Source organism: Enterobacter cloacae complex sp. EB5 (assembly GCF_031432835.1).
GTDB lineage: Bacteria > Pseudomonadota > Gammaproteobacteria > Enterobacterales > Enterobacteriaceae > Enterobacter > Enterobacter hormaechei_C.
Window position 1 is genome coordinate 1,263,523 of record NZ_CP133860.1, and the last position, 24,924, is coordinate 1,288,446.

Genomic DNA, 24,924 nt, shown 5'->3' on the forward strand with positions numbered 1-24,924 from the left:
GTAAATCATTCCGGAAAACGCTTGCGCGGCAGGTTTGTTAGAATTTTAGGGAGGTGGGCGACAAAAAGTGGACCAGATGGTCAAAATTTACATATATTTCACAGAAAAATGGCACAACAGTAAGCTTTATGCCGCCTAAGCGTTATTTTTTATCTAAAACGGATAAAATAAGAGGGCAATAAATTATTGCCCTATGCAATCAAGTAATTACGACTGCAATAACCACATCACGATGGGTAATATCGCTTACAAATTATTGAGATCAAGCACATCTCGCATATCAAAAAGACCCTTTTCCTTGGCGTTAAGCCACAAGGCGGCACGAACTGCACCATTCGCAAACGTCATGCGGCTTGACGCTTTATGGGTGATCTCAACACGTTCGCCAATATCGGCGAACATCGCTGTATGTTCGCCGACGATATCGCCTGCACGAACGGTTGCGAAACCAATTGTCCCGGGTACGCGTTCGCCGGTATGTCCTTCACGGGTATAGACCGCGCACTCTTTTAAATCTTTATCAAGTGCATGAGCAATCGCTTCGCCCATCGCCAGCGCCGTGCCTGACGGAGCATCAACTTTATGGCGGTGGTGTGCTTCAACAATCTCAATGTCGGTATAGTTGCCCATCACCTTCGCTGCCTTTTCCAGCAGTTTCAGCGTGACGTTAACGCCGACGCTAAAGTTCGCAGCGAAGACAATCGCAATGTCGGTGGCTGCGTCCTGAATGGCCTGTTTACCGGCATCATCGAAACCAGTGGTACCAATCACCATCCCTTTACCGTGCTGACGGCAAAACGCCAGATGAGCCAGTGTGCCTTCCGGACGGGTAAAGTCGATGAACACGTCAAAGTCTTCTTTCACCGCCTCAAGGCTGCTCTGCACGGTAACGCCTGTCTTGCCCGCGCCCGCCAGCTCGCCTGCATCGGCTCCCAGCAGGGATGAACCTTCACGCTCCAGCGCCGCGCCGAGTGCCACGCCATTCATCTGTAGTGCTGCCTGAATCAGCTGGCGGCCCATACGTCCACCCGCGCCCGCAATAGCAACGCGGATCTGTGCATCATGCATAGTTATTCTCTTACGTTAAAATGATGTAAACCGTTTTCAGATTAACCAGCCTTGGCAAAGCCTGCCAACTGAAAACACCGATAATTAGAATTTAACGTGAAACCGGCTTAAATATCAGTAAAAGACATGATTTTGTCGTCACGATAAAGTTTGGGGCAAAAAAAAGGCCAGCACAGGAGGTGCTGGCCTTTCATCAGATAAAGAACTATTCCACTTCTCGCGCGTCAATACGCAGCTCTTTCGGCACTTCGAAGACAATGTTCTCTTCACGGCCTTCCAGCGGCACCGCTTCGCCACCGCCCAGCTCTTGCAGACGGGCAATGACGTTCTGCACCAGAATATCCGGCGCTGAAGCGCCTGCGGTAACACCGACGCAGGCCGCGTTTTTTACCCACGCTTCCTGAATGTCCGTTGCGTCGTCGATCAGAAACGCCGCTTTCCCCATACGCTGCGCCAGTTCGGCCAGACGGTTGGAGTTAGAGGAGTTTTTCGAGCCGACCACCAGCACCACGTCCGCCTGTTCAGCCAGCGCGCGCACGGCTTCCTGACGGTTGGTGGTTGCGTAGCAGATATCATCTTTGCGCGGCCCGACGATTTTCGGGAAGCGCTGGCGCAGGGCGTCAATCACGTCTGAGGTGTCGTCCACGGAAAGCGTCGTCTGGGTCATAAACGACAGACGCGCTTCGTTTTTCACGTTCAGCGTCAGGACGTCTTCCGGTGACTCCACCAGATACATGCCCCCTTCCGGGTTGCTGTACTGGCCCATCGTGCCTTCCACTTCCGGGTGACCGGCGTGACCAATCAGAATTGACTCTTCACCGCGACGGCTGGCGCGCGCCACTTCCATATGCACCTTAGTCACTAACGGACAGGTGGCATCGAATACGGTCAGATCGCGGCTTTTCGCCTCGTTGCGTACCGCCTGGGATACGCCGTGCGCGGAGAAAATGAGGATTGCGCCGTCCGGCACTTCGCTGATCTGCTCAATAAAAATCGCACCGCGCTCGCGCAGGCTGTCGACCACGTAGCGGTTGTGCACCACTTCGTGACGCACGTAAATCGGCGCGCCGTAAATCTCCAGCGCGTTTTCAACAATGCTGATAGCGCGGTCTACACCGGCGCAAAAACCGCGCGGGTTAGCCAACAGGATCTGCATTTCAGGCCTCCAGCGCCGGATCGATCTCCAGCACTTCTACATCAAAATGAACGGTACGCCCGGCAAGCGGATGGTTGAAGTCAACGGTAATGGAGTCACCGTTGATTTCGCGGATCACGCCAGGCATTTCGCTGCCGTCCATAGCGGTAAAGAGCATAATCGCCCCGATTTCCGGTTCACCCGCATCCATAAACTCACGGCGCGAGAAATACTGGATCAGATCCGGGCTTGGCACACCGAATGCCGCATCCGGCTCCAGTGAGAACGCTTTTTTCTCGCCCTCTTTCAGACCCAGAAGCTGCTGCTCAAGGCCTTCAGACAGGGAGGTGTCACCCAGACGAAACAGCGCCGGTTTGCCATTGTTGCGGGTGGATTCGGCCGTGGAGCCGTCATCCAGCTTCAGCGTGAAATGAACGAGAACCGCGCTGTTGCTCTGTACGGATTTAGACATGCAAATTGCTCGCTTGTTTTGGGTCACCTGTTGCCCGGTGGCGCTACGCTTACCGGGCCTACGGGGGGCCACAAATTCTGTAGGCCGGGATCGCTACGCGTCACCCGGCTGGTTTTGTTACGCCTGCTCTTTCGCGGCCGGTTTAGGCAAGAAGCCTTCCAGCACGATTAACGCCGCACCGATGCAAATGGCGCTATCGGCGAGGTTAAAGGTCGCGAAGTGCCAGTCGCCGACGTAGAAGTCGATCATATCGACCACAAAGCCGTGCCACAGGCGGTCAAACAGGTTGCCCAGCGCGCCGCCAATGATCAGCGCGTAGGCGATGTTATTCAGCTTTTGCGTGGCCTTCGAGCGGTACATCAGCACCACCAGCACGACGCAGATACCGATAGCGATACCCGCGAAGAACCAGCGCTGCCAGCCACCGCTGTCGGCAAGGAAACTAAACGCCGCACCGTAGTTGCGGGCGTAGTGCAGGTTAAGCGACGGGAACAGCGGGACCGTATCCCCCAGAGCGAAATTCTGGAGGATCAGGAACTTGCTGCCCAAATCAATAATCAGCACCACTACCACCAGCCACAGCCAGCGCAGTCCTGTTGAACAGAGAGTTTTACTCATCAGGCAAACTTACGTTTTTCGCCGTCACCGGCGACGTTGCTTACACAGCGTCCGCAGATGTCTGCGTGTTCCGCCACCTGACCGACATCGGTAGTGTAATGCCAGCAACGCGGGCATTTCTCACCGTCGGCTTTGCTCAGTGCGACCTTCAGTCCTTTGAGCAGTTCGCTCTGCTGAGCATCAGCAGACGCCTCGGCATAATCCGCAACTTTCGCACCGGAGGTCAACAGGACAAATCGTAATTCATCGCCCAGCGCGGTCAGCTTCGCGGCCAGCTCAGGCTCTGCGTACAGGGTCACCGTCGCTTCCAGAGAGCCACCGACTTTCTTGTCAGCGCGCGCCTGCTCGATAACCTTGTTCACTTCGCCACGCACTTTCAGCAGCTCGTCCCAGTAGGCATCGTTCATCGCTTCGGTGCTGGAGAGATCGAACAGACCTTCGTACCACTCGCCGGTGAAGACATACTTCTCGCGGTCGCCCGGCAGGTAACCCCAGATTTCATCCGCGGTGAAGGACATGATCGGCGCCATCCAGCGTACCAGCGCCTCTGCGATGTGGAACAGCGCAGTCTGGCAGCTACGACGTGCCACGCTGTCCGCTTTCGCGGTGTACTGGCGGTCTTTGATGATGTCGAGGTAGAACGAGCCCATCTCGATGGAGCAGAAGCGCATCAGGCGCTGCACCACTTCGTGGAAGTCGTAAGATTCGTACGCTTTAACAATGTCTTCCTGCGCCGCTTTCGCGCAGCCCACCGCCCAGCGATCGAGCACGACCATCTCTTCCGGCTTCACCATGTCTTTTACCGGATCAAACCCGTTCAGGTTCGCCAGCAGGAAGCGCGCGGTGTTACGGATACGACGATAGCTGTCAGCGGCACGTTTCAGGATTTCATCAGACACCGCCATTTCGCCGGTGTAGTCGGTCGACGCCACCCACAGGCGCAGGATGTCCGCGCCCAGTTTGTTCATCACGTCCTGCGGAGAAACGGTATTACCGATGGACTTGGACATCTTACGGCCCTGACCATCCACGGTGAAGCCGTGAGTCAGTACCTGACGGTAAGGTGCTTTACCCTTCATGGCGGTGGAGATCATCAGGGATGACATGAACCAGCCGCGGTGTTGGTCGGAGCCTTCCAGATACATGTCGGCAGCGTGACCGGCGAACTCAGGGCGCACGTCAACGACAGAGGCGTGGGTTGAACCGGAGTCGAACCACACGTCCAGGGTATCTGGCACTTTCTCGTAGCTGTCTGCGTCAGCGCCCAGGATGTCGCGGGCGTCGAGATCCCACCACGCCTGAATGCCGTCAACTTCGACGCGCTTCGCCACTTCTTCCATCAGTTCCAGCGTATTCGGGTGCAGCTCCTGCGTCTCTTTATGTACGAACAGCGACATCGGCACGCCCCAGGTGCGCTGACGGGAGATACACCAGTCAGGACGGTTAGCCACCATGGATTCGATACGCGCCTGGCCCCAGTCCGGGATCCACTGCACGCCTTTGATCTCTTTCAGAGACTGCTCGCGCAGGCCTTTCTGGTCCATGCTGACGAACCACTGCGGGGTCGCACGGAAGATGATCGGCGACTTGTGACGCCAGCAGCACGGGTAGCTGTGCTGCATTTTCTCAACGTGCAGCAGCGCGCCGCTGGTGCGCAGCATGTCAACGATGATGTCGTTGGCTTTAAAGACGTTAATACCGTCCAGGGCCGGGTAGGTGCCAGGAAGGTAAGAGCCATCCGGACCGACCGGGTTGGCGATTTCCAGACCGTATTTCAGGCTGATGTTGTAGTCGTCTGGACCGTGGCCACCGGCGGTATGCACCGCACCAGTACCCGCGTCCAGCGTGACGTGGTCGCCCAGGATCCCCGGAACGTCGAAGTCCAGGAACGGGTGTTTGAAACGCATCAGTTCCAGCGCGTCGCCTTTTACGGTGCCCAGCACGGTGTAATCGGTGATGTTCGCGCGTTTCAGCACGCTTTCGACCAGGTCTTTCGCCAGGATAACCGCACGGCCATCAATCTGCACCAGCGCGTACTCAAACTCACCGGACAGGGAAATCGCACGGTTGGCTGGCAACGTCCACGGGGTGGTGGTCCAGATAACCAGCGAGATCGGGCCACTTACCCCAGGCAGACCAAATTTAGCTTTGATCGCATCCTGATCGACCGCTTCGAAAGCCACATCGATAGAAGGCGAGGTTTTGTCGTAATACTCAACTTCCGCTTCTGCCAGCGCAGAACGGCAGTCGACGCACCAGTGCACCGGCTTAGCGCCTTTGTGCAGGTGACCGTTGCCGATGATTTTACCCAGCGCACGGATGATGTTGGCTTCGGTTTTGAAGTCCATGGTCAGGTACGGATGCGACCAGTCGCCCAGCACGCCCAGACGGATAAAGTCAGCGCGCTGACCGTCAACCTGGGTGGCAGCGTATTCGCGGCATTTCGCGCGGAACTCAGCGGCGGTGAACTTCTCACCCGGCTTACCGTACTCTTGCTCCACTTTCAGTTCGATTGGCAGACCATGGCAGTCCCAGCCCGGAACGTAAGGCGAGTCATATCCCGCGAGTCCTTTGGACTTCACGATAATGTCTTTCAGAATCTTGTTTACAGAGTGACCAATATGAATGCTGCCATTCGCATATGGAGGGCCATCATGCAGAATGAAGGTTTTTTTGCCTTTTTTGGCTGCACGAATGATGCCGTACAGGTCATCATCGGTCCAACGCGCCAGCATTCCCGGTTCACGCTTGGCGAGATCGCCGCGCATCGGGAACCCTGTTTCCGGCAAATTCAGGGTTGATTTATAGTCACTCATCAGATTCTCGGTTCCGTATTTATCACGTAGGCAGTTAAGCCGGTTCTAAAGCCCAAAAAACTCGCGGGCCGTTAATTCATCTCGCGCGATTTGCGCCTTAAGTTCATCCAGCGAAGCGAATCGCTGTTCATTGCGTATTTTTTTACGCAGTATCACATCTATATGGCGACCGTAGAGGTCCATTACAACGTCCAGCAGGTGTACTTCTAACTGTTGACGCACACCGGCAACCGTTGGACGTGTGCCAATGTTGGCGACGCCGTAGAAAGGCTTCTCGCCCAGTCCTGCCACTTCCACCGCATAGACCCCTTTAACCGGGGAGACCTGACGACGCAGCGGTATATTCGCCGTCGGGAAACCTATCGTGCGGCCCAGCGCATCGCCATGGACCACGCGACCTGAAATTGTGAACGGGTGACCCAGCAGCGTTTCTGCCGTGTCCAGTTCATCGTTCGCCAGCGCCTGACGTACCGCCGTGCTGCTGACGCGCACGCCGCCCTCACAGAAGGTCATCGTGCTGGTGACGTCAAACCCGTACTCCAGGCCAGCCTTCTGTAATAACAAGAAATCGCCCTGACGACCAGCGCCAAAGCGGAAATCATCGCCCACGGCGAGAAACTGCACGCCAAGCTGCCTGACCAACAGGTCGCTGACAAAATTTTGTGCGGTCAGCGCGGCAAAACGACGGTCGAACCGTACGCACAGCACGTAGTCCACCCCTGACTCCGCCAGGTAGCGCAACTTTTCGCGCAGACGCGTCAGCCGCGCGGGGGATTTCTCGCCTGCAAACAGCTCCAGCGGCTGAGGCTCGAAAATCATCACCACGACGGGCAGGCCTCGCGCCTCGCCTTCTTTACGCAATCCCTGCAACAGCGCCTGATGCCCACGATGCACGCCGTCGAAATTACCAATGGTCAGCACGCACCCGTGCGGGGCTTGACTGAGATTATGTATGCCGCGTATCAGCTTCATGACTGGCTCAAAACAGTGAAAATCGCCAAAGTATACCTTGTACAGCGGTTAAGGTTAACCGGCGATTGTTCACGCTAAACAGAAAGCCGTATGATTTCATCACGCTGACCTTTCACAGCAAAAAAATCTGCCCGCGAACTGCGATTTTTACGCCGAAAAGCTGTATTCACGAACGACAAGCTGGTAGAATCCTGCGCCATCACTACGTAACGTAGCGTCGCCACATTAACGGCGCTTATTTGCACAAATCCATTGACAAAAGAAGGTATAGAGGGCATATTCCTCGGCCTTTGAATTGTCCACATAGATCATATTTGGGAGTTGGACCTTGGCTAATATCAAATCAGCTAAGAAACGTGCCGTTCAGTCTGAAAAGGCTCGTAAGCACAATGCAAGCCGTCGCTCTATGATGCGTACTTTCATCAAGAAAGTATACGCAGCAATCGAAGCTGGCGACAAAGCTGCAGCGCAGAACGCATTTAACGAAATGCAACCAATCGTGGATCGTCAGGCTGCTAAAGGTCTGATCCACAAAAACAAAGCAGCGCGTCATAAAGCAAACCTGACCGCGCAGATCAACAAACTGGCTTAATCGCCACTTGTTGTTGCTTGTTTGAAAGAACCCGCTTAACGCGGGTTTTTTTATGTCTTCAGATTGCCGGCGGCGTAAACAGCGCCGAGTAGTCGCGGTTGCAGATTCGCTGTACCGCCGGATGCTGAATCATCCTTTCGGCGAATATGGCGTGATACTCTTCCATCACGTTATCCACCCTGCCAATCTCGGTAATCTTGTCGTCTGAATAGAGATCGTGCGCATACAGCGTCGGGGCAACGAAGATAGCGTTGTGCGCCTCGCCAAAGGCTTTCATCAGCGCCGCATCGTCGAACTCACCGAGAATTTCTACGTTCAGCCCCTGCGAGTTAAACCAGTTCAGCAGCTTACGTCCGAGCATGGATCGTCTCCCCGGCACCAGTAAGCGACGCTCTTCCAGGCAAGCCGGAAACGGTTTTTCCGGCGGCGGATTGATGCACCAGAAACTGACGCCGCATTCGCCAATTTTCACCGAGAACAAGCCTTCCTGCTGCGTGGAGTCGATTGGGCAATCCGAGATAATCATATCCAGCTTATGCTGGCTCAGCTGTTCCAGCAGCATCTCGTGGGTGGACTCAAAGCAGCGCAGATGAATTTGCTCATCCTCAACGACGGCGGCATCCAGCACGCCGCTTACCAGCCGTTTCGACAACGCATCCGCCACGCCCACGTCAAAGAGGAGGTTAGACTCTTTGCGATAGTTAACGATATCCAGCATCTCCTGGCTCAGGGTGAACATCTTGTCCGCATAGCGGAACACCAGCTCACCCAGCTCGCTCGGCTCAATGCCACGCCCTTTCCGCTTGAAAAGCTTTCCCTGCAAGCGCTCTTCCAGGGCTTTGATTTGCCCGGTGATAGTCTGTGGCGTCAGGTAGAGCGCCTCTGCGGCGCCCACGACCGAGCCCTGCTTGTAGACATGCCAGAAGTAATAGAGATGGTTGTAGTTCAAATGAGACATCACGTTTTCACTCCCTGATAGTTTATCGGGAGAAGGCTTCCCTCCTCCCGGTTTCCCGTTATGCCCGGACAGCCTGTCCGGACAACTTCACCTTCAACAAGGTATAGCCGATAACCGCGGCCAGCAGCGACCCGATAAGAATGCCGAGTTTCGCCCAGACGATAAGCTCAGGCGCGTTTGCGCCAAACGCCAGCGTCGAGATAAAGATCGACATGGTGAATCCAATACCGCACAGCACGCCGACGGCCATAATCTGGCTAAAGGTGGTTCCGTTTGGCAATGACGCCAGCTTAAGCTTCAGCGCCAGCCAGCAGAACAGGCTGATACCCAGCGGCTTACCAATAAACAGACCGGCGATGATACCCAGCGGCAGCACGGAGGTGAGTCCGTCTAGGGTAACCCCGGCCAGGGAAACACCCGCGTTGGCAAACGCAAACAGCGGCAGGATCATAAAGCCCACCCACGGATGAAGCACATGCTCCAGCTGTCTGGCAGGCGATTTGCCGTCCTGCTCCTTCAGCGGAATAAAGAAGCCAACGATGACGCCCGCCAGCGTGGCATGCACGCCAGACTTCAGCACCGCCGTCCACAGTACCATCCCCACCAGAATATAAATCCCCGTGCGTCGGACGTTGAAGACGTTCAGCAATGCCAGCACCGCAATAGCCACGGCCGCCACGCTCAGCGACAGAACCGACAGATCGCTGGTGTAGAACAGCGCGATAATCACGATAGCGCCCAGGTCATCGATAATCGCCAGCGCCATCAGGAAAATTTTCAGTGCTACCGGGACGCGGCTACCGAGCAAGGCTAAGACCCCGAGCGCAAACGCGATATCCGTTGCGGCCGGGATCGCCCAGCCGCCACGCGCAACCGGATCCTGCCACGCAAACGCGAGAAAGAGCAATGCCGGAACGATCATCCCGCCAATCGCCGCGATCACCGGAAACGCCGCGCGCTGACGGCTGGCAAGCGAACCGATCACCAGCTCACGTTTAACCTCCAGGCCCACCAGCAGGAAGAACACCGCCATCAGCGCATCGTTGATCCACAGCAGCATGTTCTTGTTAATTTCCAGCGCCCCGACCTTCAGCTCGACGGGCGTTTCCAGAAATGCGTGATAGAGATCGCGCGTCATGCCCATATTGGCGAGCAGCATGGCGGCCGCAGCAGCAATAATCAGGATGACGCCGCCGGATGCCTCACTGCTAAAGAAACGGTGTAGTAATTTCACGTTTAAACTCTCTTTTACAACAATACCTCGGTAAAACCATAATATCAGCGCAAACAGATCGGTAAAAACAGATTAATATTGGTTATAGATTCAGTTTAACCGAGGTATAACGCTATAAAGCAAAAAGCCCGGAATCGCTTCCGGGCTTTAAAGGATAGTAACCAGCTGGCGGGTTAGCGGGTTAAATCGTCGAAGAATTTTTTGACGCCATCGAAGAAGCTTTTGGAGCGCGGGCTGTTTTTCTCACCCGTCGGGCCGCCAAAGCTTTCCTGAAGCTCTTTCAGCAGCTGTTTCTGCTTATCGTTCAGGCCGACCGGCGTTTCCACGACCACGCGGCATAACAGGTCACCCTGCGCGCCACCGCGAACGGATTTAACGCCTTTGCCGCGCATGCGGAACAGCTTGCCGGTCTGGGTTTCGCCAGGAATTTTCAGGTTAACGCGACCGTCCAGCGTCGGCACTTCGATTTCGCCGCCCAGCGCCGCCATCGCAAAGTTGATCGGCACTTCACAGTACAGGTTGTTACCTTCACGCTCGAAGATGGCGTGCTGCTTCACCTGAACCTGAACGTACAGATCGCCTGCCGGTGCGCCGTGCTCGCCGGCTTCACCCTCACCTGCCAGACGGATGCGGTCGCCCGTATCCACGCCTGCCGGGATCTTAACGGACAGCGTTTTGGTTTTCTCCACGCGACCGTGACCGTGACATTTGGTGCACGGATCTTTAATCAGCGTACCGCGACCATGACAGTGCGGACAGGCCTGCTGCACCGCGAAGAAGCCCTGGCGCATCTGCACCTGACCGGAACCATGACAGGTTGGGCAGGTCTGTGGCTGAGTCCCCGCTTTCGCGCCGCTGCCGTGGCAAACGTCACACTCTTCCAGCGTCGGGATACGGATCTCTTTGGTTACGCCACGAACCGCTTCTTCCAGCGTCAGGTCCATGTTGTAGCGCAGGTCTGCGCCGCGCGCCGCGCGCTGACGACCACGCCCGCCGCCGAAGATATCGCCAAATACATCACCAAAGATATCGCTGAAATCAGCGCCGCCGCCGAAGCCGCCGCCACCAAATCCACCGCCGCCCATGCCGCCCTGTTCAAAGGCCGCGTGACCATACTGGTCATAGGCCGCACGTTTTTGTGCATCGGTCAGGACTTCGTAGGCTTCTTTAATCTCTTTAAATTTGGCTTCAGCCTCTTTGTCACCCTGATTACGGTCAGGGTGGAATTTCATGGCCAGGCGCTTATACGCCTTTTTGATTTCACGCTCTTCCGCAGTTTTCGGAACGCCTAAAATCTCGTAATAGTCTTGCTTTGCCATTGGTTTTTTTAAGCCCCTTAACATGCGAGCACGGGCGTGGAGAATTCTCCTACGCCCGTGCCGATTACTTACCCTGCATCAGGGCGATTATTTTTTGTCTTTCACTTCTTCGAACTCAGCGTCGACAACATCGTCGTCTTTCGCGTTGTTCTGGGAAGCCTCAGCGCCCGCCTGCTGCTGTGCGTGCTGCTGCTGAGCGATTTCCATCAGCTTCTGAGAAACCTGTGCCAGCTCCTGCATCTTCGCTTCGATGTCCGCTTTGTCTTCGCCTTTCAGAGACGTTTCCAGCGCGCTCAGTGCAGTTTCGATCGCAGTTTTGTCTTCCGCTGGCAGTTTATCGCCCGCTTCTTCAACCTGCTTACGGGTGCTGTGCAGCAGATGGTCACCCTGGTTACGGGTCTGAACCAGCTCTTCGAACTTACGGTCGGATTCCGCGTTAGCTTCGGCATCACGAACCATTTTTTCGATTTCCGCTTCGTTCAGGCCAGAAGATGCCTTGATGGTGATCTTCTGCTCTTTACCGCTGTTTTTGTCTTTCGCAGACACGTGCAGGATACCGTCAGCATCGATGTCGAAGGTGACTTCGATCTGTGGCATGCCGCGTGGTGCCGGGTTAATACCGTCCAGGTTGAACTGACCCAGAGATTTGTTATCCGCCGCACGCTTACGCTCACCCTGAATCACATGGATGGTTACCGCAGACTGGTTGTCTTCAGCGGTAGAGAACACCTGGCTGTGTTTCGTCGGGATAGTGGTGTTTTTGTTGATGAGCGGAGTCATCACGCCACCCATGGTTTCGATACCCAGAGACAGCGGGGTAACGTCCAGCAGCAGAACGTCTTTCACTTCACCGGTCAGTACACCACCCTGAACCGCAGCACCGATAGCAACCGCTTCGTCCGGGTTCACGTCTTTACGTGGCTCTTTACCAAAGAATTCAGCAACTTTCTTCTGAACCATTGGCATACGAGTCTGACCACCTACCAGGATAACGTCCTGAATGTCAGACACGGACAGGCCAGCGTCCTGCAATGCAACTTTCAGTGGCTCGATAGAACGGTTCACCAGGTCTTCTACCAGGCTTTCCAGTTTCGCACGGGTCACTTTGATGTTCATGTGTTTTGGACCGGTCGCGTCTGCGGTGATGTACGGCAGGTTCACGTCGGTCTGCTGAGCGGAAGACAGCTCGATCTTCGCTTTCTCAGCGGCTTCTTTCAGGCGCTGCATAGCCAGCGGGTCGTTACGCAGGTCAATGCCCTGATCTTTCTTGAACTCGTCAACGAGGTAGTTGATCAGACGGGTATCGAAGTCTTCACCACCCAGGTGGGTATCACCGTTGGTTGCCAGAACTTCGAAGGTTTTTTCGCCGTCAACATCGTCGATTTCGATAATAGAGATATCGAAGGTACCACCACCCAGGTCGTAAACCGCGATAGTACGGTTGCCGACTTCTTTATCCAGACCGTAAGCCAGTGCTGCTGCGGTTGGTTCGTTGATGATACGTTTTACTTCCAGACCTGCAATACGGCCAGCATCTTTGGTTGCCTGACGCTGAGCATCGTTGAAGTAAGCAGGTACGGTGATAACAGCTTCAGTTACCGGTTCACCCAGGTAATCTTCCGCGGTTTTCTTCATTTTCTTCAGCACTTCAGCAGAGATCTGCGGAGGTGCCGTTTTGGTGCCTTTCACATCAAGCCATGCATCGCCGTTATCGGCTGCGATGATTTTGTAAGGCATGATGGAAACGTCACGCTGAACTTCTTCGTCCTGGAAGCGGCGGCCAATCAGGCGTTTGATCGCAAACAGGGTGTTTTGCGGGTTTGTCACGGCCTGACGTTTAGCCGGCTGACCAACCAGAGTTTCACCATCCTGGGTATAAGCAATGATAGAAGGCGTGGTGCGATCGCCCTCGGCGTTCTCCAGCACACGTGCAGTAGTGCCATCCATAATCGCTACACAAGAGTTGGTAGTACCCAGGTCGATACCAATAATTTTACCCATCTAAACGTCTCCACTAAAAATTCAGTCAACATGTGGTTGTGTACCTGTAATAAGGGCAGAACGTGCTTTTTCAACTGCCCAGATTTGATTTTTTTCAGGTCCACACACTGCGGTTGCTTACAAGATGGGGTCACAACGGCATCCATCAAGGGGGAAGGATAAAAAATTTTTTAATTTCACCCCGATGAGATCATAGACGGCGTCGATGCCGCCCATTATGATGCCGCGCCCCGTCAGGGAGAACTGGCGCGGGTTTAACCATTTCACCATATTAATGATGATTTTTTGAGGACTTATGGGCAACACTAAGTTGGCTAATCCGGCTCCGCTGGGCCTGATGGGTTTTGGCATGACCACCATTCTGCTGAACCTGCACAATATCGGGATGTTCCCGATGGACGGCATTATCCTGGCGATGGGCATTTTTTACGGCGGTATCGCACAAATCTTTGCGGGCCTGCTGGAATATAAGAAAGGCAACACCTTCGGCTTAACCGCCTTTACCTCTTACGGTTCCTTCTGGCTGACCCTGGTCGCAATTCTGCTGATGCCTAAAATGGGCCTGGCAGAGGCGGCAAACGCCCATTTCCTGGGCGTGTACCTGGGACTGTGGGGCGTGTTCACCCTGTTCATGTTCTTCGGTACCCTTAAGGCGAACCGCGCACTGCAATTCGTCTTCCTGAGCCTGACCGTCCTGTTCGCTCTGCTGGCCATCGGTCACCTGGCGGATAACGAAGGCATCGTTCACGTTGCCGGCTGGGTCGGTCTGGTGTGCGGCGCAAGCGCAATCTACCTGGCCATGGGTGAAGTGCTGAACGAGCAGTTCGACCGCACCGTATTACCGATTGGTGAAAAACACTGATCCCTCTGTCGTGCCCGCGTCGCGGGCACGACGTCCCTCTGACTGGCGAAGCCACACTCCCAAAACCAGCCCCATCAGCGATAACGCCAGCACGTACCACGCAGGTGCAAGGGGTGACACCCCCATCAACACCGTCACCACAATCGGCGTCAGCCCACCGAAAATGGCATACGAGACGTTATAAGAGAAAGAGATCCCGGTGAAGCGTACCTCTGGCGGGAAGGCGCGGACCATCACGTACGGTACGGCACCAACGACGCCCACGCACAGCCCGACGACACCGTACAGCAGGAACAGCTGTTCAGGATGGGAGCCCGCAAGATGATAAAATGCCCAGCTCGACGCGGCCAGCAGCAGGCTGCCGACAATAAAGGTCGCGCTGGCGCCGAAACGATCCGCCGCCAGCCCGGCGGCCAGACAGCCAAAGCAGAGCATAATTGTCGCGATACTGTTCGCCTGTAACGTCACGGCAGGCGCAAAACCGTACTGTTTTTGCAGCCAGACCGGCGACATCAAAATGACCACCACGATACCCGCAGACAGCAGCCAGGTCAGAAGCATCGACACCACTACCGCTTTTTTATGCCGCACCACCACGGTTTTCACCGGCAGTTCTTGCGCCAGCGCCTTCCGCTGCTGCATTTCCAGAAATATTGGCGTCTCCTGCAACCAGCGTCGCAGGTACATTGCCACCAGCCCGAACGCCCCGCCCAGCAGGAACGGAATGCGCCAGCCCCAGTCGTGAACGGCCTGTTGCGTCATGCTGGTATTGATGATGGTTGCAACCACGGAGCCAAGCAGGATCCCGATCGTCAGCCCTGCGGTCAGCGTTCCGCACGCAATGCCGATGCGGCGCACCGGGACGTGCTCAGCGACAAACACCCACGCGCCAGGCACTTCCCCGCCGATGGCCGCGCCCTGGAGGATACGCATCAGCAGCAGCAATAACGGGGCGATAATGCCCATCGACTCATAGGTAGGCAAAAGACCAATCGCCAGCGTCGGCACGGCCATAAGCAGGATGCTGAGGGTAAACATCTTCTTGCGCCCGACCAGATCGCCAAAATGCGCCATGACAATGCCGCCCAGCGGACGCGCCAGATACCCGGCAGCGAAAATGCCGAAGGTTTGTACCTGACGCAGCCATTCCGGAATATCCGCCGGGAAAAACAGCGCCCCCACGACGGCGGCGAAGAAGACAAAGATGATGAAGTCGTAAAACTCCAGCGCGCCGCCCAGGGCAGCGAGCGTGAGGGTTTTGTAGTCCTGGCGATTCAGAGGTCGGGTGTTATGTGACATAGCGAACCATTGTGCATGTGTTGTGGATTATTTTTTACAGCAATCGTAAAGAAAAAATTACTATATCGTAAATCCATTTACACGCTACTGCGGCTGGCGCTAATGTCACATTTTAATGATTTTCAGGAGATTGTTTCGCGGCGAGCGCTTTTAGGGCGAAATGCTGCTACCACATTGCCGTCAGTTTCAACGTACGGACCGTCAAGCAGTTGTATACAATACGGTACACTTGCAAAGATACCGTGGACAATAACGCTGCCGTCTTCCGCTTTAAGCCCTTCGAGGGTCTCTTTGATCGACTTCGGCTGGCCCGGCAGATTCAGGATCAGCGCCTGTTTGCGGATCACCCCGACCTGACGGGAAAGAATGGCCGTCGGGACAAAGTGTAGACTGATCTGGCGCATCTGTTCACCGAAGCCCGGCATTTCACGATCGGCGATAGCCAGCGTCGCGTCCGGCGTCACATCGCGGCGCGCGGGGCCGGTTCCGCCCGTCGTCAGCACAAGGTGGCAGCTCATCTCATCCACCAGTTCACACAGGGTTTGCTCGATGATCGGCTGCTCGTCCGGGATCAGGCGAGTCTGGATCTCAAACGGGGTAGTGAGCGCGCTGCCCAGCCACGCTTCCAGAGCAGGGATGCCTTTATCCTGATAAACACCGCTGGAGGCGCGGTCAGAAATCGACACTAAGCCGATGCGTAAGGTATTCATATCCATTCCATTCAAAAAGTACTGATTAAAGGGAATGATACACGCAGAGAGAAAATTCAGACAGAGGCGGGGGAAAGACGCGTGACCGGGAACCCGGTCACGCAGAATGATTACAGCAGGTCGCCGATCATTTTTTCCAGTTTTTCCTGGTCGATAGCAAACTTACGGATACCGTCCGCCAGTTTATCTACGGCCATTGGATCCTGGTTGTGCTGCCACAGGAACTCGGACTCGGTGATGCGCTCAGGGCGCGCTTTCACTTCGCCGGTGTAGGACAGTTTACGCTCGATAGCACCTTCGCTTTCTGCCAGCTCTTTCAGCAGCGCAGGGGCGATGGTCAGGCGGTCACAGCCAGCCAGCTCAATGATTTCGCCGACGTTACGGAAGCTTGCGCCCATAACAACGGTCTCATAGCCGTGCTGTTTGTAGTATTCGTAGATTTCAGTCACAGAAATCACGCCTGGATCTTCAGACGCCGCGTACTCTTTCTTGTCGGTGTTGGCTTTGTACCAGTCCAGAATACGGCCCACGAACGGAGAAATCAGGTATACGCCAGCTTCGGCACAGGCACGCGCCTGCGCGAAGGAGAACAGCAGAGTCAGGTTACAGTTGATGCCTTCTTTTTCCAGCTGCTCAGCGGCGCGGATGCCCTGCCAGGTCGACGCCAGTTTGATCAGGATACGATCGTTGCTGATGCCCGCATCGTTGTACAGTTTGATCAGGCGTTTTGCTTTGGCGATAGACGCGTCGGTGTCGTAGGACAGGCGAGCATCCACTTCGGTAGAGATACGGCCAGGAACGAGCTTCAGGATTTCCAGACCGATGTTCACTGCCAGTTTGTCAGTGGCATCCACAACCTGCTGCGCGCGGTCATTGCTCTGTGCTTTTGCCCAGGTCACCGCCTCGTCGATCAGTTTGCGATACTCAGGGATCTGCGCGGCGTTAAGGATCAGAGAAGGGTTGGTTGTGGCATCCTGCGGCTGGTACAGCTTCATTGCCGCGATATCTCCGGTGTCAGCGACGACAGTGGTGAACTGACGAAGGGAGGTCAATTTATCCGTCATGATAGTGTTTCTCTTTTAACGTGCCTTGGATAATTCACACTACCGACAGCTTGCCAGCAGCGGAAAAATGACAGGTTTACTTGTTAGGGGGATGTAACCGGTCTGCCCTGATGATAACACGAGTGAGAGGCAGCGCAACCGCAGACAGTGCGCTTAGGCAGAGTATGATAAACTCAGAATATTAACAGGCTGCTAAGTAACAGCATGCACAATCAGTGGTAGCGCTTACATATTCACTTTGGCATCAACAAGAGGGACGTTAGTGCCTGATTTCTTTTTCTTTATTAACGAAGTCCTCTGGGGTTCGATCATGATATACCTGCTTTCTGGAGCAGGTATCTGGTTTACGTGGCGCAGCGGTCTGATTCAGTTTCGCTATATCCGCAAATTTGGCAGAAGTCTGAAAAACAGCGTCACCCCACAGCCGGGCGGCCTGACCTCGTTTCAGGCGCTCTGTACCAGCCTTGCCGCGCGCGTCGGCAGCGGTAACCTGGCCGGTGTCGCGCTGGCGATCGGCGCGGGCGGTCCGGGCGCGATATTCTGGATGTGGGTGACGGCGATTATCGGTATGGCCACCTCCTTTGCTGAATGCTCGCTTGCGCAGCTCTACAAAGAAAAAGACGGCAAAGGTCAGTTTCGCGGCGGTCCCGCCTGGTATATGGCTCGCGGGCTGGGAATGCGCTGGATGGGCGTCCTGTTCTCGATCTTTTTGCTGATTGCCTATGGCCTTATTTTCAATACCGTTCAGGCAAATTCCGTCGCCCACGCGCTGCGCTTTGCCTTTAATTGTCCGGAGTGGCTGACGGGCGGCGCGCTTGCCCTTCTCACCCTGCTGACCATTGTGACCGGGCTAAAAGGGGTTGCCCGCCTGATGCAGTGGCTGGTTCCGCTGATGGCGCTGCTGTGGGTGTCCACCAGCCTGATGGTCTGCGCGATACATATTGACGAGGTGCCGAACGTTATCGTCACCATTTTCCAAAGCGCGTTCGGCTGGCGCGAAGCGGCTTCCGGCGCGCTGGGTTACACCCTTAGCCAGGCACTCACTGCGGGTTTTCAGCGGGGTATGTTCTCCAACGAAGCGGGAATGGGCTCCACGCCGAATGCCGCCGCAGCCGCCGCATCATGGCCTCCGCATCCCGCTGCGCAGGGCATTGTACAGATGATTGGCGTCTTCACAGACACCATTGTTATCTGCTCCGCCAGCGCGATGATCATGTTGCTGGCCGGTGCCGCTGAACAACCGTCCGGTAGTACGGCAGGCATTCATTGGGTACAACAGGCGCTGGTCTCCCTCGTCGGCGGCTGGGGCGCGGGCCTTGTCGCACTTGTCGTGGGACTTTTTGCCTTTAGTTCCATTGCGGTGAACTATATCTATGCCGAAAACAACCTTATCTTCCTGAAAGTCGATTCGCGTCTGGCCCGCAACGTCCTTCGCGCGGGTGTGCTGGGAATGGTTTTCGTCGGCTCCCTGCTCAGCATGCCGTTGGTCTGGCAAATAGCGGACGTCATTATGGCGCTGATGGCCATCACGAACCTGACGGCGATTTTGCTTCTTTCACCGGTTGTGGCGCTAATTGCGCGCGATTATCTGCGTCAGCGCAAGCTTGGCGTACAGCCCGTCTTTGACGCCTCACGCTATCCCGAAATCGAGTCACAAATTGCCCCTGGCACCTGGGATGATTTGCCGCGGCAATAACAGCTATCGATCAATTCAGGGCGATTTTTTGTTAAAGTCGCTCTAAATTTCCTGCAAGGACTGGATATGCTGATTCTGATTTCACCTGCCAAAACGCTCGACTACCAGAGCCCGCTCGCCACTGAGCGTTATACCCAGCCGGAATTGCTGGATTACTCGCAACAGCTGATCCACGAGGCGCGTAAGCTTTCGGCTCCGCAAATCGCTTCGCTGATGAGCATCAGCGATAAACTCGCCGACCTGAACGCCACCCGTTTTCATGAGTGGCAGCCTGACTTCACGCCCGCTAACGCCCGCCAGGCGCTGTTGGCCTTTAAAGGTGACGTCTACACTGGCCTGCAAGCAGAAACGTTTAGCGAAGCCGATTTCGATTTTGCCCAGCAGCATCTGCGCATGTTATCCGGCCTGTACGGGGTGCTGCGCCCGCTGGATCTGATGCAGCCGTATCGTCTGGAGATGGGTATCCGCTTGGAAAACGCCAAAGGCAAAGATCTGTACCAGTTCTGGGGCGATGTCATTACCGACAAGCTTAACGCGGCGCTGCAAGCCCAGGGGGACAACGTGGTGATCAACCTGGCCTCCGATGAGTACTTCAAATCAGTGAAGCCGAAAAAGCTGGATGCGGACATTATCAAGCCGGTGTTCCTCGACGAGAAAAACGGCAAATTTAAAGTGATCAGCTTCTACGCCAAAAAAGCGCGCGGTCTGATGAGCCGCTTCATCATTCAAAACCGCCTGACGAAGCCAGAGCAGCTCACCGGCTTTAACAGTGAAGGGTATTTCTTCGACGAGGCATCGTCAGGAAAAAACGAGCTGGTGTTTAAGCGTCACGAGCAATAAAAGACAACCCCGCCAGCTGGCGGGGTTTGTGTTAATGGTGCTTCCGGTCCGGGCCCGGGCGGCGCTCGTCATGACGGTGGTGATCGTCACGATCGCGATGTTCATCGTGCGGACGCCAGTGGTTATCGCGCCAGTCATAGTGTGCTTTCCACCAGTCATGGTCGCGCCAGCGGCCGCCATCCCAGTAGTGCCCGTTATTATCCCGATCGCCAATTTGCAGTTTTACCGCGGGCACGAGGGTGATCTCAGCTGCCTGCACCGCCATGGGAGCGACCAGCATCAGTGAAAGCGCGATAAGTGCAGGTTTCAGGGTAGACATAGGTGACTCCTTATTCTTCTTGCCCAACGTGGGCCGATGTAAGGAGAGTACGTGATGGGAACGGGGGATGTTATTCTCTGCAATCCTAAACGCTAAGTGACCGCATTTATTGGGAATTTCTGCTTTTTTCCTGCTGTTTTTCTCCTTAATTTCTCCATAAAAAAGCCGGGTGGCGCTGCGCTTACCCGGCCTACGTTCTGAGCCGTTGTAGGCCCGGTAAGGCGTAACCGCCACCGGGCAACAAACTTACGCTCGGGTCATCATCAGCTTACGCAGCGCGGCAAAGTCTGCGGGCAGTTCATGAGACAGCAGCGGCAGGTCGGCACGCTCGGCCAGCTCTTTTGGCAGCGGCAGCGTTTCCCCCAGGATCGCTTCCACACTCTCTTTGAACTTGGCCGGATGGGCGGTGCCGAGGAACAGGCCATACTCACCCGGTTGAAGCTGATCGCGCAGGGCACGATAGGCAATCGCCGCGTGCGGCTCAGAGGTATAGCCCACCGCTTTCAGCTCGCGCATGGTGGCTTTCGTGGTTTCGTCCGTCACCGCTGCGTAACCCAGATCGCCCAGACGCCAGACCTTACGGCGGAACAGCTCTTCCACACGCGGCCAGTTGTTAGGCTGTGACACATCCATCGCATTGGAGAGCGTGGCCTGCGTCGCGTTTGGCGCCCACTTCCCGTCTTTCAGGAAGCGTGGCACGGTGTCGTTGGCGTTGGTCGCCGCGATAAAGCGTTTCACCGGCAGCCCCAGAGATTTAGCCAGCAGGCCCGCCGTCAGGTCGCCGAAGTTGCCGCTTGGCACGGAAACCACCAGCTGATTGCGCGCCTCCTGCGGCAGCTGCGCCACCGCTTCGAAGTAGTAGCAGATCTGCGCCAGCAGACGGCTGATGTTGATGGAGTTGGCAGAGTTCAGCCCCAGCGCCGCCTTCAGCTCTTCGTCATCGAAGGCCTGCTTCACCAGCGCCTGACAGGCATCGAAATCGCCGTCGATCGCCACGGTTTCAATGTTGCCCCCAAGGGTGCAGAACAGTTTTTCCTGAAGCGGGCTGATTTTGCCTTTCGGATAGAGGATCACCACGCGGACGTTTTTCAGGCCGTAGAACGCATGGGCCACCGCCGCACCGGTATCGCCCGAGGTCGCGGTCAGGATGGTCACCGGTTTGTCGCCGCTGATGTGGGTCAGCATCTGCGCCATAAAGCGACCGCCGAAATCTTTGAACGCCAGCGTCGGGCCGTGGAACAGCTCCAGACAACCAACGTCAGGCTTCACCTGCTTCACCGGCGCCGGGAAAGCAAACGCCGCACGCACGCGCTCTTCGAGCAGTTCCTGCGGGATTTCGTCGCCGATAAACGCAGACAGAATTTTGGTGCTGCGGGTGACAAAGTCCTGCTTCAGCAGCTCATCGATGTCGGTCAGCTGAAATTCCGGCAGGTCGTGGGGGAAGAACAGCCCCTGATTTTTGCCCAGCCCCTGCGTTACCGCCTGCGCAAAGCTGACCTGCTCGTTATGATCTTTAAGGTTGTAGAGTTTCATTCGTTATCCCAGTACTCGTGCGCCAGCCGTGTCCAGACGGCAAATATGAACAAAGCCTTCCTGATTTTGCAGGTAGTGTTTAGAGAGCCAGTCCGCCACGCGCTGCGCGGTGTCTGGCTTGTCGCATAAGGCGAACAGCGTCGGGCCGGAGCCGGAGATGCCGCACGCCTGTGCGCCGATATCCATGGATGCCTGTCGCGCTTCGTTAAAGCCTGGCAGCAGCTTCGTGCGATACGGCTCGGCAATAACGTCTTTCATCAGTTTCGCCGCCAGCTGCGGCTGACGGGTGTAGCAGGCGTGAATAAAGCCCGCCAGATGACGCCCGTGGGCGATACAGTCCTGACGACGATACTGCGCCGGCAGGATCGCACGCGCTTCGGCGGTAGACACTTTAATGCCCGGATAGGCCAGCACCCACAGCCACTCATCAAACCCTGGCACCTGCTGGCTGATGATGCCATTTTCTTCGATCATCAGCTGCATGCCGCCGAGGAAGCACGGCGCAACGTTATCGTAATGAATGCTGCCGGAGATGCGCCCTTCCAGCTCGCCCATCAGCGCCAGCAGACGGCTGTTGTTCAGCGGCTTGCCGCAGTGCTCATTCATCGCCACCAGCGCGGCGACCACCGAGCAGGCGCTCGAGCCCAGCCCCGAACCAATCGGCATGCTCTTTTCCAGCGTCATGGCGACCGGCACGTTTTTGCCGATCTCCTGACAGAAGCGTTCCCAGCACTGATAAACGATATTCTCGCGCGGTTCAGACGGCAGCTTACTGGCGAAACGGCCGATGTTATTCAGGCTGAAGCGCTCTGCCGCCTCAACCGTAACCGTATCGCCCAGCAGCGAACCGTCCACCGGCGTTACCGCCGCGCCCAGCACGTCAAATCCGACGCTCATATTGGCGCTGGAAGCCGGGGCATATACTTTAACCATCTTAAACTCCTAACTTCCATGACAGGGTACGCAGCAGATCGGCAAACACGCCTGCCGCCGTCACATCATTCCCTGCGCCATAGCCGCGAAGCACCAGCGGCAGTGGCTGATAATAATGGCTGTAGAACGCCAGGGCGTTCTCGCCGTTTTTCACCTTGTACAGCGGATCGTTGCCATCCACTTCGGCAATCTTCACCCGGCAGACGCCGTCTTCTTCAATGTTGCCAACATAGCGCAATACCTTACCTTCATCACGGGCTTTCGCAACGCGTGCGGCAAAGGCGTCGTCAAGCTGCGGCAACCTGGCCATAAAGGCGCTGACGTCACCGCTGTCATCAAATTCTGCTGGCAGCACCGGCTCAATCACGATATCCGAAAGCTCCAGCTCGCGGCCGGTTTCGCGCACCAGGATCAGCAGCTTACGCGCCACGTCCATGCCGGAGAGATCGTCGCGCGGATCCGGCTCGGTGTAGCCCAGTTCGCGCGCGGCGCGGGTGGCTTCCGACAAGCTCATCCCTTCGTCCAGCTTGCCGAAGATAAACGACAGGGAGCCGGAGAGGATGCCGGAGAAACGCTGTAGTTCGTCGCCCGCGTTCAGCAGGTTTTGCAGGTTCTCGATGACCGGCAGGCCTGCGCCCACGTTGGTGTCATACAGAAACTTACGGCGCGACTTACTCGCCGCCAGCCGCAGCTGGTGATAGTAATCCATCGACGAGGTGTTGGCCTTTTTGTTCGGCGTCACCACGTGGAACCCTTCGCGCAGGAAATCCGCGTACTGATCGGCCACCGCCTGGCTGGAGGTACAGTCGACGATAACCGGGTTAAGCAGATGATACTCTTTCACCAGGCGGATCAGGCGGCCCAGGTTAAATGGCTCTTTCGCCTCTTCCAGCTCCGCCTGCCAGTTTTCCAGATTCAGACCGTGGACGTTAGTCAGCAACGCTTTCGAGTTCGCAATACCGCAGACGCGCAGATCGATATGTTTCTTCTTAAGCCACTCCTGCTGGCGCTTCACCTGCTCCAGCAGCGCGCCACCGACGCCGCCGACGCCCACCAGGAACAGCTCAATCACCTGGTCGGTGTTGAACAGCATCTGATGCACCACGCGCACGCCGGTAGTGGCGTCATCGTTATCCACAACAACGGAAATTGAACGCTCTGACGAGCCCTGGGCAATCGCCACGATATTGATATTGGCCCGCGCCAGCGCGGCAAAGAATTTAGCGGAGATACCGCGCAGGGTGCGCATTCCATCGCCGACCACAGAGATAATCGCCAGACGCTCCTGAATCGAGAGCGGCTCCAGCAGCTCTTCTTTCAGCTCCAGGTAGAACTCTTCTTCCAGCGCGCGACGGGCGCGCAGGCAATCGCCCTGCGGGACGCAGAAGCTGATGCTGTATTCGGAAGAAGACTGCGTGATCAGCACCACGGAGATCCCGTTGCGGGACATAGCGGCAAAGACGCGTGCCGCCATGCCGACCATGCCCTTCATCCCCGGGCCGGAGACGCTGAACATCGCCATATTGTTGAGGTTGGAGATGCCTTTCACCGGCAGGTCATCTTCATCCGCGCTGGCGCCAATCAGCGTGCCCGGCGCCTGGGGGTTACCGGTGTTTTTAATCAGGCAAGGGATCTGGAACTGGGCAATCGGGGAGATGGTACGCGGGTGAAGAACTTTAGCGCCGAAGTAGGAGAGCTCCATCGCTTCCTGGTACGACATCGACTTCAGCAGCCTGGCGTCCGGTACCTGGCGCGGATCGCAGGTATAAACGCCGTCGACGTCAGTCCAGATCTCACAACAGTCTGCGCGTAAACAGGCCGCCAGCACCGCAGCGGAGTAGTCAGAGCCGTTACGCCCCAGCACCACCAGTTCGCCCTTCTCGTTCCCGGCGGTGAAGCCTGCCATCAGGATCATATGGTCAGACGGGATTTTGCTCGCCGCAATGCGGCGTGTCGACTCGGCAATGTCGACGGTGGATTCGAGGTAATGCCCCACAGCCAGCAGTTTTTCTACCGGATCGATGACCGTCACGTGGTGACCGCGCGCTTCCAGCACGCCGGCCATGATGGCGATAGAGAGTTTTTCCCCCCGGCAAATTAGCGCCGCGTTGATGCTGTCCGGGCACTGACCAAGCAGGCTGATACCGTGAAGAACGTGTTTAATCTGGGCAAATTCGAGTTCAACGGTGCTTTTCAGCTGCGCCAGCGGGAAACCAGGCTGAGCGTCGGCCAGCCCCTGAAGCAGATCGGCGAAGATACGCTCGGCGTCGCTGATGTTTGGCAGTGCATCCTGACCACCGATGGTTTTTTCAATCATCGCCACCAGGTGGTTCGTGATTTTGGCCGGGGCAGAGAGCACGGTGGCAACCTGCCCCTGCCTGGCGTTGCTTTCCAGGATATCGGCAACACGCAGAAAACGTTCTGCATTTGCCACTGACGTACCGCCGAACTTCAACACTCGCATGGTTCTACCTCATTTCCTT

Annotated in this window: 21 protein-coding genes and 1 pseudogene; 4 read left to right on the forward strand and 18 right to left on the reverse strand. The window is 56.2% G+C overall.

Annotated elements, in window-relative coordinates; all coding sequences use genetic code 11:
• Positions 1–246: 246 nt before the first annotated feature.
• The 7 genes and pseudogenes from dapB to RHN82_RS06080 all read right to left on the reverse strand — a co-directional run.
• Complete coding sequence (dapB, locus tag RHN82_RS06050) at positions 247–1,068, reverse strand: 4-hydroxy-tetrahydrodipicolinate reductase (RefSeq protein ID WP_047051360.1); 822 nt, start codon at positions 1,066–1,068, stop codon at positions 247–249.
• A 205-nt stretch (positions 1,069–1,273) separates the two neighbouring features.
• The gene (gene ispH, locus RHN82_RS06055) at positions 1,274–2,224 is read right to left on the reverse strand and encodes a 4-hydroxy-3-methylbut-2-enyl diphosphate reductase (RefSeq protein ID WP_028015471.1); all 951 of its coding nucleotides are present in this window, start codon (positions 2,222–2,224) and stop codon (positions 1,274–1,276) included.
• 1 nt (position 2,225) lies between these two features.
• A complete protein-coding gene (gene fkpB / locus RHN82_RS06060) occupies positions 2,226–2,675 on the reverse strand; it encodes an FKBP-type peptidyl-prolyl cis-trans isomerase (RefSeq protein WP_003856450.1) in 450 nt (149 codons plus the stop codon).
• A 117-nt stretch (positions 2,676–2,792) separates the two neighbouring features.
• Complete coding sequence (lspA, locus tag RHN82_RS06065) at positions 2,793–3,293, reverse strand: signal peptidase II (protein WP_047051362.1); 501 nt, start codon at positions 3,291–3,293, stop codon at positions 2,793–2,795.
• Complete coding sequence (ileS, locus tag RHN82_RS06070; RefSeq protein ID WP_047051364.1) at positions 3,293–6,109, reverse strand: isoleucine--tRNA ligase; 2,817 nt, start codon at positions 6,107–6,109, stop codon at positions 3,293–3,295. The genes lspA and ileS overlap by 1 nt, the downstream gene beginning before the upstream one ends.
• A 45-nt stretch (positions 6,110–6,154) precedes the next feature.
• On the reverse strand, positions 6,155–7,081 hold the full coding sequence (gene ribF / locus RHN82_RS06075; RefSeq protein WP_003856456.1) for a bifunctional riboflavin kinase/FAD synthetase: 927 nt from the start codon (positions 7,079–7,081) through the stop codon (positions 6,155–6,157).
• 7 nt (positions 7,082–7,088) lie between these two features.
• A pseudogene (locus RHN82_RS06080) lies at positions 7,089–7,294 on the reverse strand (DUF2575 domain-containing protein); the annotation flags it as partial.
• A gap of 115 nt (positions 7,295–7,409) precedes the next feature.
• Here RHN82_RS06080 and rpsT point away from each other — a divergent pair.
• Positions 7,410–7,673, forward strand: a complete 264-nt coding sequence (gene rpsT, locus RHN82_RS06085; RefSeq protein WP_003856458.1) for a 30S ribosomal protein S20 — start codon at positions 7,410–7,412, stop codon at positions 7,671–7,673.
• A gap of 58 nt (positions 7,674–7,731) precedes the next feature.
• Here the strand turns inward: rpsT and nhaR are convergent, their stop codons facing one another.
• The 4 genes from nhaR to dnaK form a co-directional block, all read right to left on the reverse strand.
• Positions 7,732–8,631 (reverse strand): transcriptional activator NhaR, encoded by a 900-nt coding sequence (nhaR, locus tag RHN82_RS06090; RefSeq protein WP_003856462.1) that lies wholly within the window; start codon positions 8,629–8,631, stop codon positions 7,732–7,734.
• Between the two features lie 58 nt (positions 8,632–8,689).
• Positions 8,690–9,865: a Na+/H+ antiporter NhaA gene (gene nhaA / locus RHN82_RS06095; RefSeq protein WP_047051366.1), complete on the reverse strand. Its 1,176-nt coding sequence runs from the start codon at positions 9,863–9,865 to the stop codon at positions 8,690–8,692.
• A gap of 173 nt (positions 9,866–10,038) precedes the next feature.
• A complete protein-coding gene (dnaJ, locus tag RHN82_RS06100) occupies positions 10,039–11,184 on the reverse strand; it encodes a molecular chaperone DnaJ (RefSeq protein ID WP_008502040.1) in 1,146 nt (381 codons plus the stop codon).
• Between the two features lie 87 nt (positions 11,185–11,271).
• A complete protein-coding gene (gene dnaK / locus RHN82_RS06105) occupies positions 11,272–13,185 on the reverse strand; it encodes a molecular chaperone DnaK (RefSeq protein WP_017383818.1) in 1,914 nt (637 codons plus the stop codon).
• A gap of 295 nt (positions 13,186–13,480) precedes the next feature.
• Between dnaK and satP the strand changes: the two genes are divergently transcribed.
• Positions 13,481–14,047 carry an acetate uptake transporter gene (satP, locus tag RHN82_RS06110; RefSeq protein WP_047051369.1) on the forward strand — a complete coding sequence of 189 codons (567 nt, stop codon included), beginning with the start codon at positions 13,481–13,483 and terminating at the stop codon, positions 14,045–14,047.
• Here the strand turns inward: satP and RHN82_RS06115 are convergent.
• The 3 genes from RHN82_RS06115 to tal all read right to left on the reverse strand — a co-directional run bounded on the left by RHN82_RS06115 (position 14,024) and on the right by tal (position 17,120).
• Positions 14,024–15,346 carry an MFS transporter gene (locus RHN82_RS06115; RefSeq protein WP_048982957.1) on the reverse strand — a complete coding sequence of 441 codons (1,323 nt, stop codon included), beginning with the start codon at positions 15,344–15,346 and terminating at the stop codon, positions 14,024–14,026. The genes satP and RHN82_RS06115 overlap by 24 nt on opposite strands.
• 122 nt (positions 15,347–15,468) lie before the next feature.
• Positions 15,469–16,056 carry a molybdopterin adenylyltransferase gene (mog, locus tag RHN82_RS06120; RefSeq protein WP_047052506.1) on the reverse strand — a complete coding sequence of 196 codons (588 nt, stop codon included), beginning with the start codon at positions 16,054–16,056 and terminating at the stop codon, positions 15,469–15,471.
• A 110-nt stretch (positions 16,057–16,166) separates the two neighbouring features.
• Positions 16,167–17,120 carry a transaldolase gene (tal, locus tag RHN82_RS06125; RefSeq protein WP_047052507.1) on the reverse strand — a complete coding sequence of 318 codons (954 nt, stop codon included), beginning with the start codon at positions 17,118–17,120 and terminating at the stop codon, positions 16,167–16,169.
• 262 nt (positions 17,121–17,382) lie between these two features.
• On the opposite strand from tal, the gene RHN82_RS06130 reads away from it, so the two are divergent.
• Together RHN82_RS06130 and yaaA are read left to right on the forward strand one after the other, a co-directional pair.
• A complete protein-coding gene (locus tag RHN82_RS06130; protein ID WP_047052508.1) occupies positions 17,383–18,816 on the forward strand; it encodes a sodium:alanine symporter family protein in 1,434 nt (477 codons plus the stop codon).
• A gap of 66 nt (positions 18,817–18,882) precedes the next feature.
• Entirely contained in the window at positions 18,883–19,656 is a 774-nt protein-coding gene (gene yaaA / locus RHN82_RS06135; RefSeq protein WP_022650381.1) for a peroxide stress protein YaaA, read from the forward strand.
• Positions 19,657–19,687: 31 nt separating this feature from the next.
• On the opposite strand, the gene RHN82_RS06140 is transcribed toward yaaA, so the two are convergent.
• The 4 genes from RHN82_RS06140 to thrA all read right to left on the reverse strand — a co-directional run bounded on the left by RHN82_RS06140 (position 19,688) and on the right by thrA (position 24,905).
• The gene (locus tag RHN82_RS06140; protein WP_003856489.1) at positions 19,688–19,975 is read right to left on the reverse strand and encodes a DUF2502 domain-containing protein; all 288 of its coding nucleotides are present in this window, start codon (positions 19,973–19,975) and stop codon (positions 19,688–19,690) included.
• A 246-nt stretch (positions 19,976–20,221) separates the two neighbouring features.
• Positions 20,222–21,508, reverse strand: a complete 1,287-nt coding sequence (thrC, locus tag RHN82_RS06145) for a threonine synthase (protein ID WP_047052509.1) — start codon at positions 21,506–21,508, stop codon at positions 20,222–20,224.
• Between the two features lie 3 nt (positions 21,509–21,511).
• Positions 21,512–22,441: a homoserine kinase gene (gene thrB / locus RHN82_RS06150; RefSeq protein WP_022650380.1), complete on the reverse strand. Its 930-nt coding sequence runs from the start codon at positions 22,439–22,441 to the stop codon at positions 21,512–21,514.
• A gap of 1 nt (position 22,442) precedes the next feature.
• Positions 22,443–24,905, reverse strand: a complete 2,463-nt coding sequence (gene thrA / locus RHN82_RS06155) for a bifunctional aspartate kinase/homoserine dehydrogenase I (RefSeq protein ID WP_047052510.1) — start codon at positions 24,903–24,905, stop codon at positions 22,443–22,445.
• Positions 24,906–24,924 lie beyond the last annotated feature (19 nt).

Bases quoted from the DNA above. Each gene is read 5' to 3' on its own strand.
- dapB (WP_047051360.1), bottom strand. From the start codon at position 1,068: ATGCATGATGCACAGATCCGCGTTGCTATTGCGGGCGCGGGTGGACGT.
- ispH (WP_028015471.1), bottom strand. From the start codon at position 2,224: ATGCAGATCCTGTTGGCTAACCCGCGCGGTTTTTGCGCCGGTGTAGAC.
- fkpB (WP_003856450.1), bottom strand. From the start codon at position 2,675: ATGTCTAAATCCGTACAGAGCAACAGCGCGGTTCTCGTTCATTTCACG.
- lspA (WP_047051362.1), bottom strand. From the start codon at position 3,293: ATGAGTAAAACTCTCTGTTCAACAGGACTGCGCTGGCTGTGGCTGGTG.
- ileS (WP_047051364.1), bottom strand. From the start codon at position 6,109: ATGAGTGACTATAAATCAACCCTGAATTTGCCGGAAACAGGGTTCCCG.
- ribF (WP_003856456.1), bottom strand. From the start codon at position 7,081: ATGAAGCTGATACGCGGCATACATAATCTCAGTCAAGCCCCGCACGGG.
- nhaR (WP_003856462.1), bottom strand. From the start codon at position 8,631: ATGTCTCATTTGAACTACAACCATCTCTATTACTTCTGGCATGTCTAC.
- dnaJ (WP_008502040.1), bottom strand. From the start codon at position 11,184: ATGGCAAAGCAAGACTATTACGAGATTTTAGGCGTTCCGAAAACTGCG.
- dnaK (WP_017383818.1), bottom strand. From the start codon at position 13,185: ATGGGTAAAATTATTGGTATCGACCTGGGTACTACCAACTCTTGTGTA.
- satP (WP_047051369.1), top strand. From the start codon at position 13,481: ATGGGCAACACTAAGTTGGCTAATCCGGCTCCGCTGGGCCTGATGGGT.
- RHN82_RS06115 (WP_048982957.1), bottom strand. From the start codon at position 15,346: ATGTCACATAACACCCGACCTCTGAATCGCCAGGACTACAAAACCCTC.
- mog (WP_047052506.1), bottom strand. From the start codon at position 16,056: ATGAATACCTTACGCATCGGCTTAGTGTCGATTTCTGACCGCGCCTCC.
- tal (WP_047052507.1), bottom strand. From the start codon at position 17,120: ATGACGGATAAATTGACCTCCCTTCGTCAGTTCACCACTGTCGTCGCT.
- yaaA (WP_022650381.1), top strand. From the start codon at position 18,883: ATGCTGATTCTGATTTCACCTGCCAAAACGCTCGACTACCAGAGCCCG.
- RHN82_RS06140 (WP_003856489.1), bottom strand. From the start codon at position 19,975: ATGTCTACCCTGAAACCTGCACTTATCGCGCTTTCACTGATGCTGGTC.
- thrC (WP_047052509.1), bottom strand. From the start codon at position 21,508: ATGAAACTCTACAACCTTAAAGATCATAACGAGCAGGTCAGCTTTGCG.
- thrB (WP_022650380.1), bottom strand. From the start codon at position 22,441: ATGGTTAAAGTATATGCCCCGGCTTCCAGCGCCAATATGAGCGTCGGA.
- thrA (WP_047052510.1), bottom strand. From the start codon at position 24,905: ATGCGAGTGTTGAAGTTCGGCGGTACGTCAGTGGCAAATGCAGAACGT.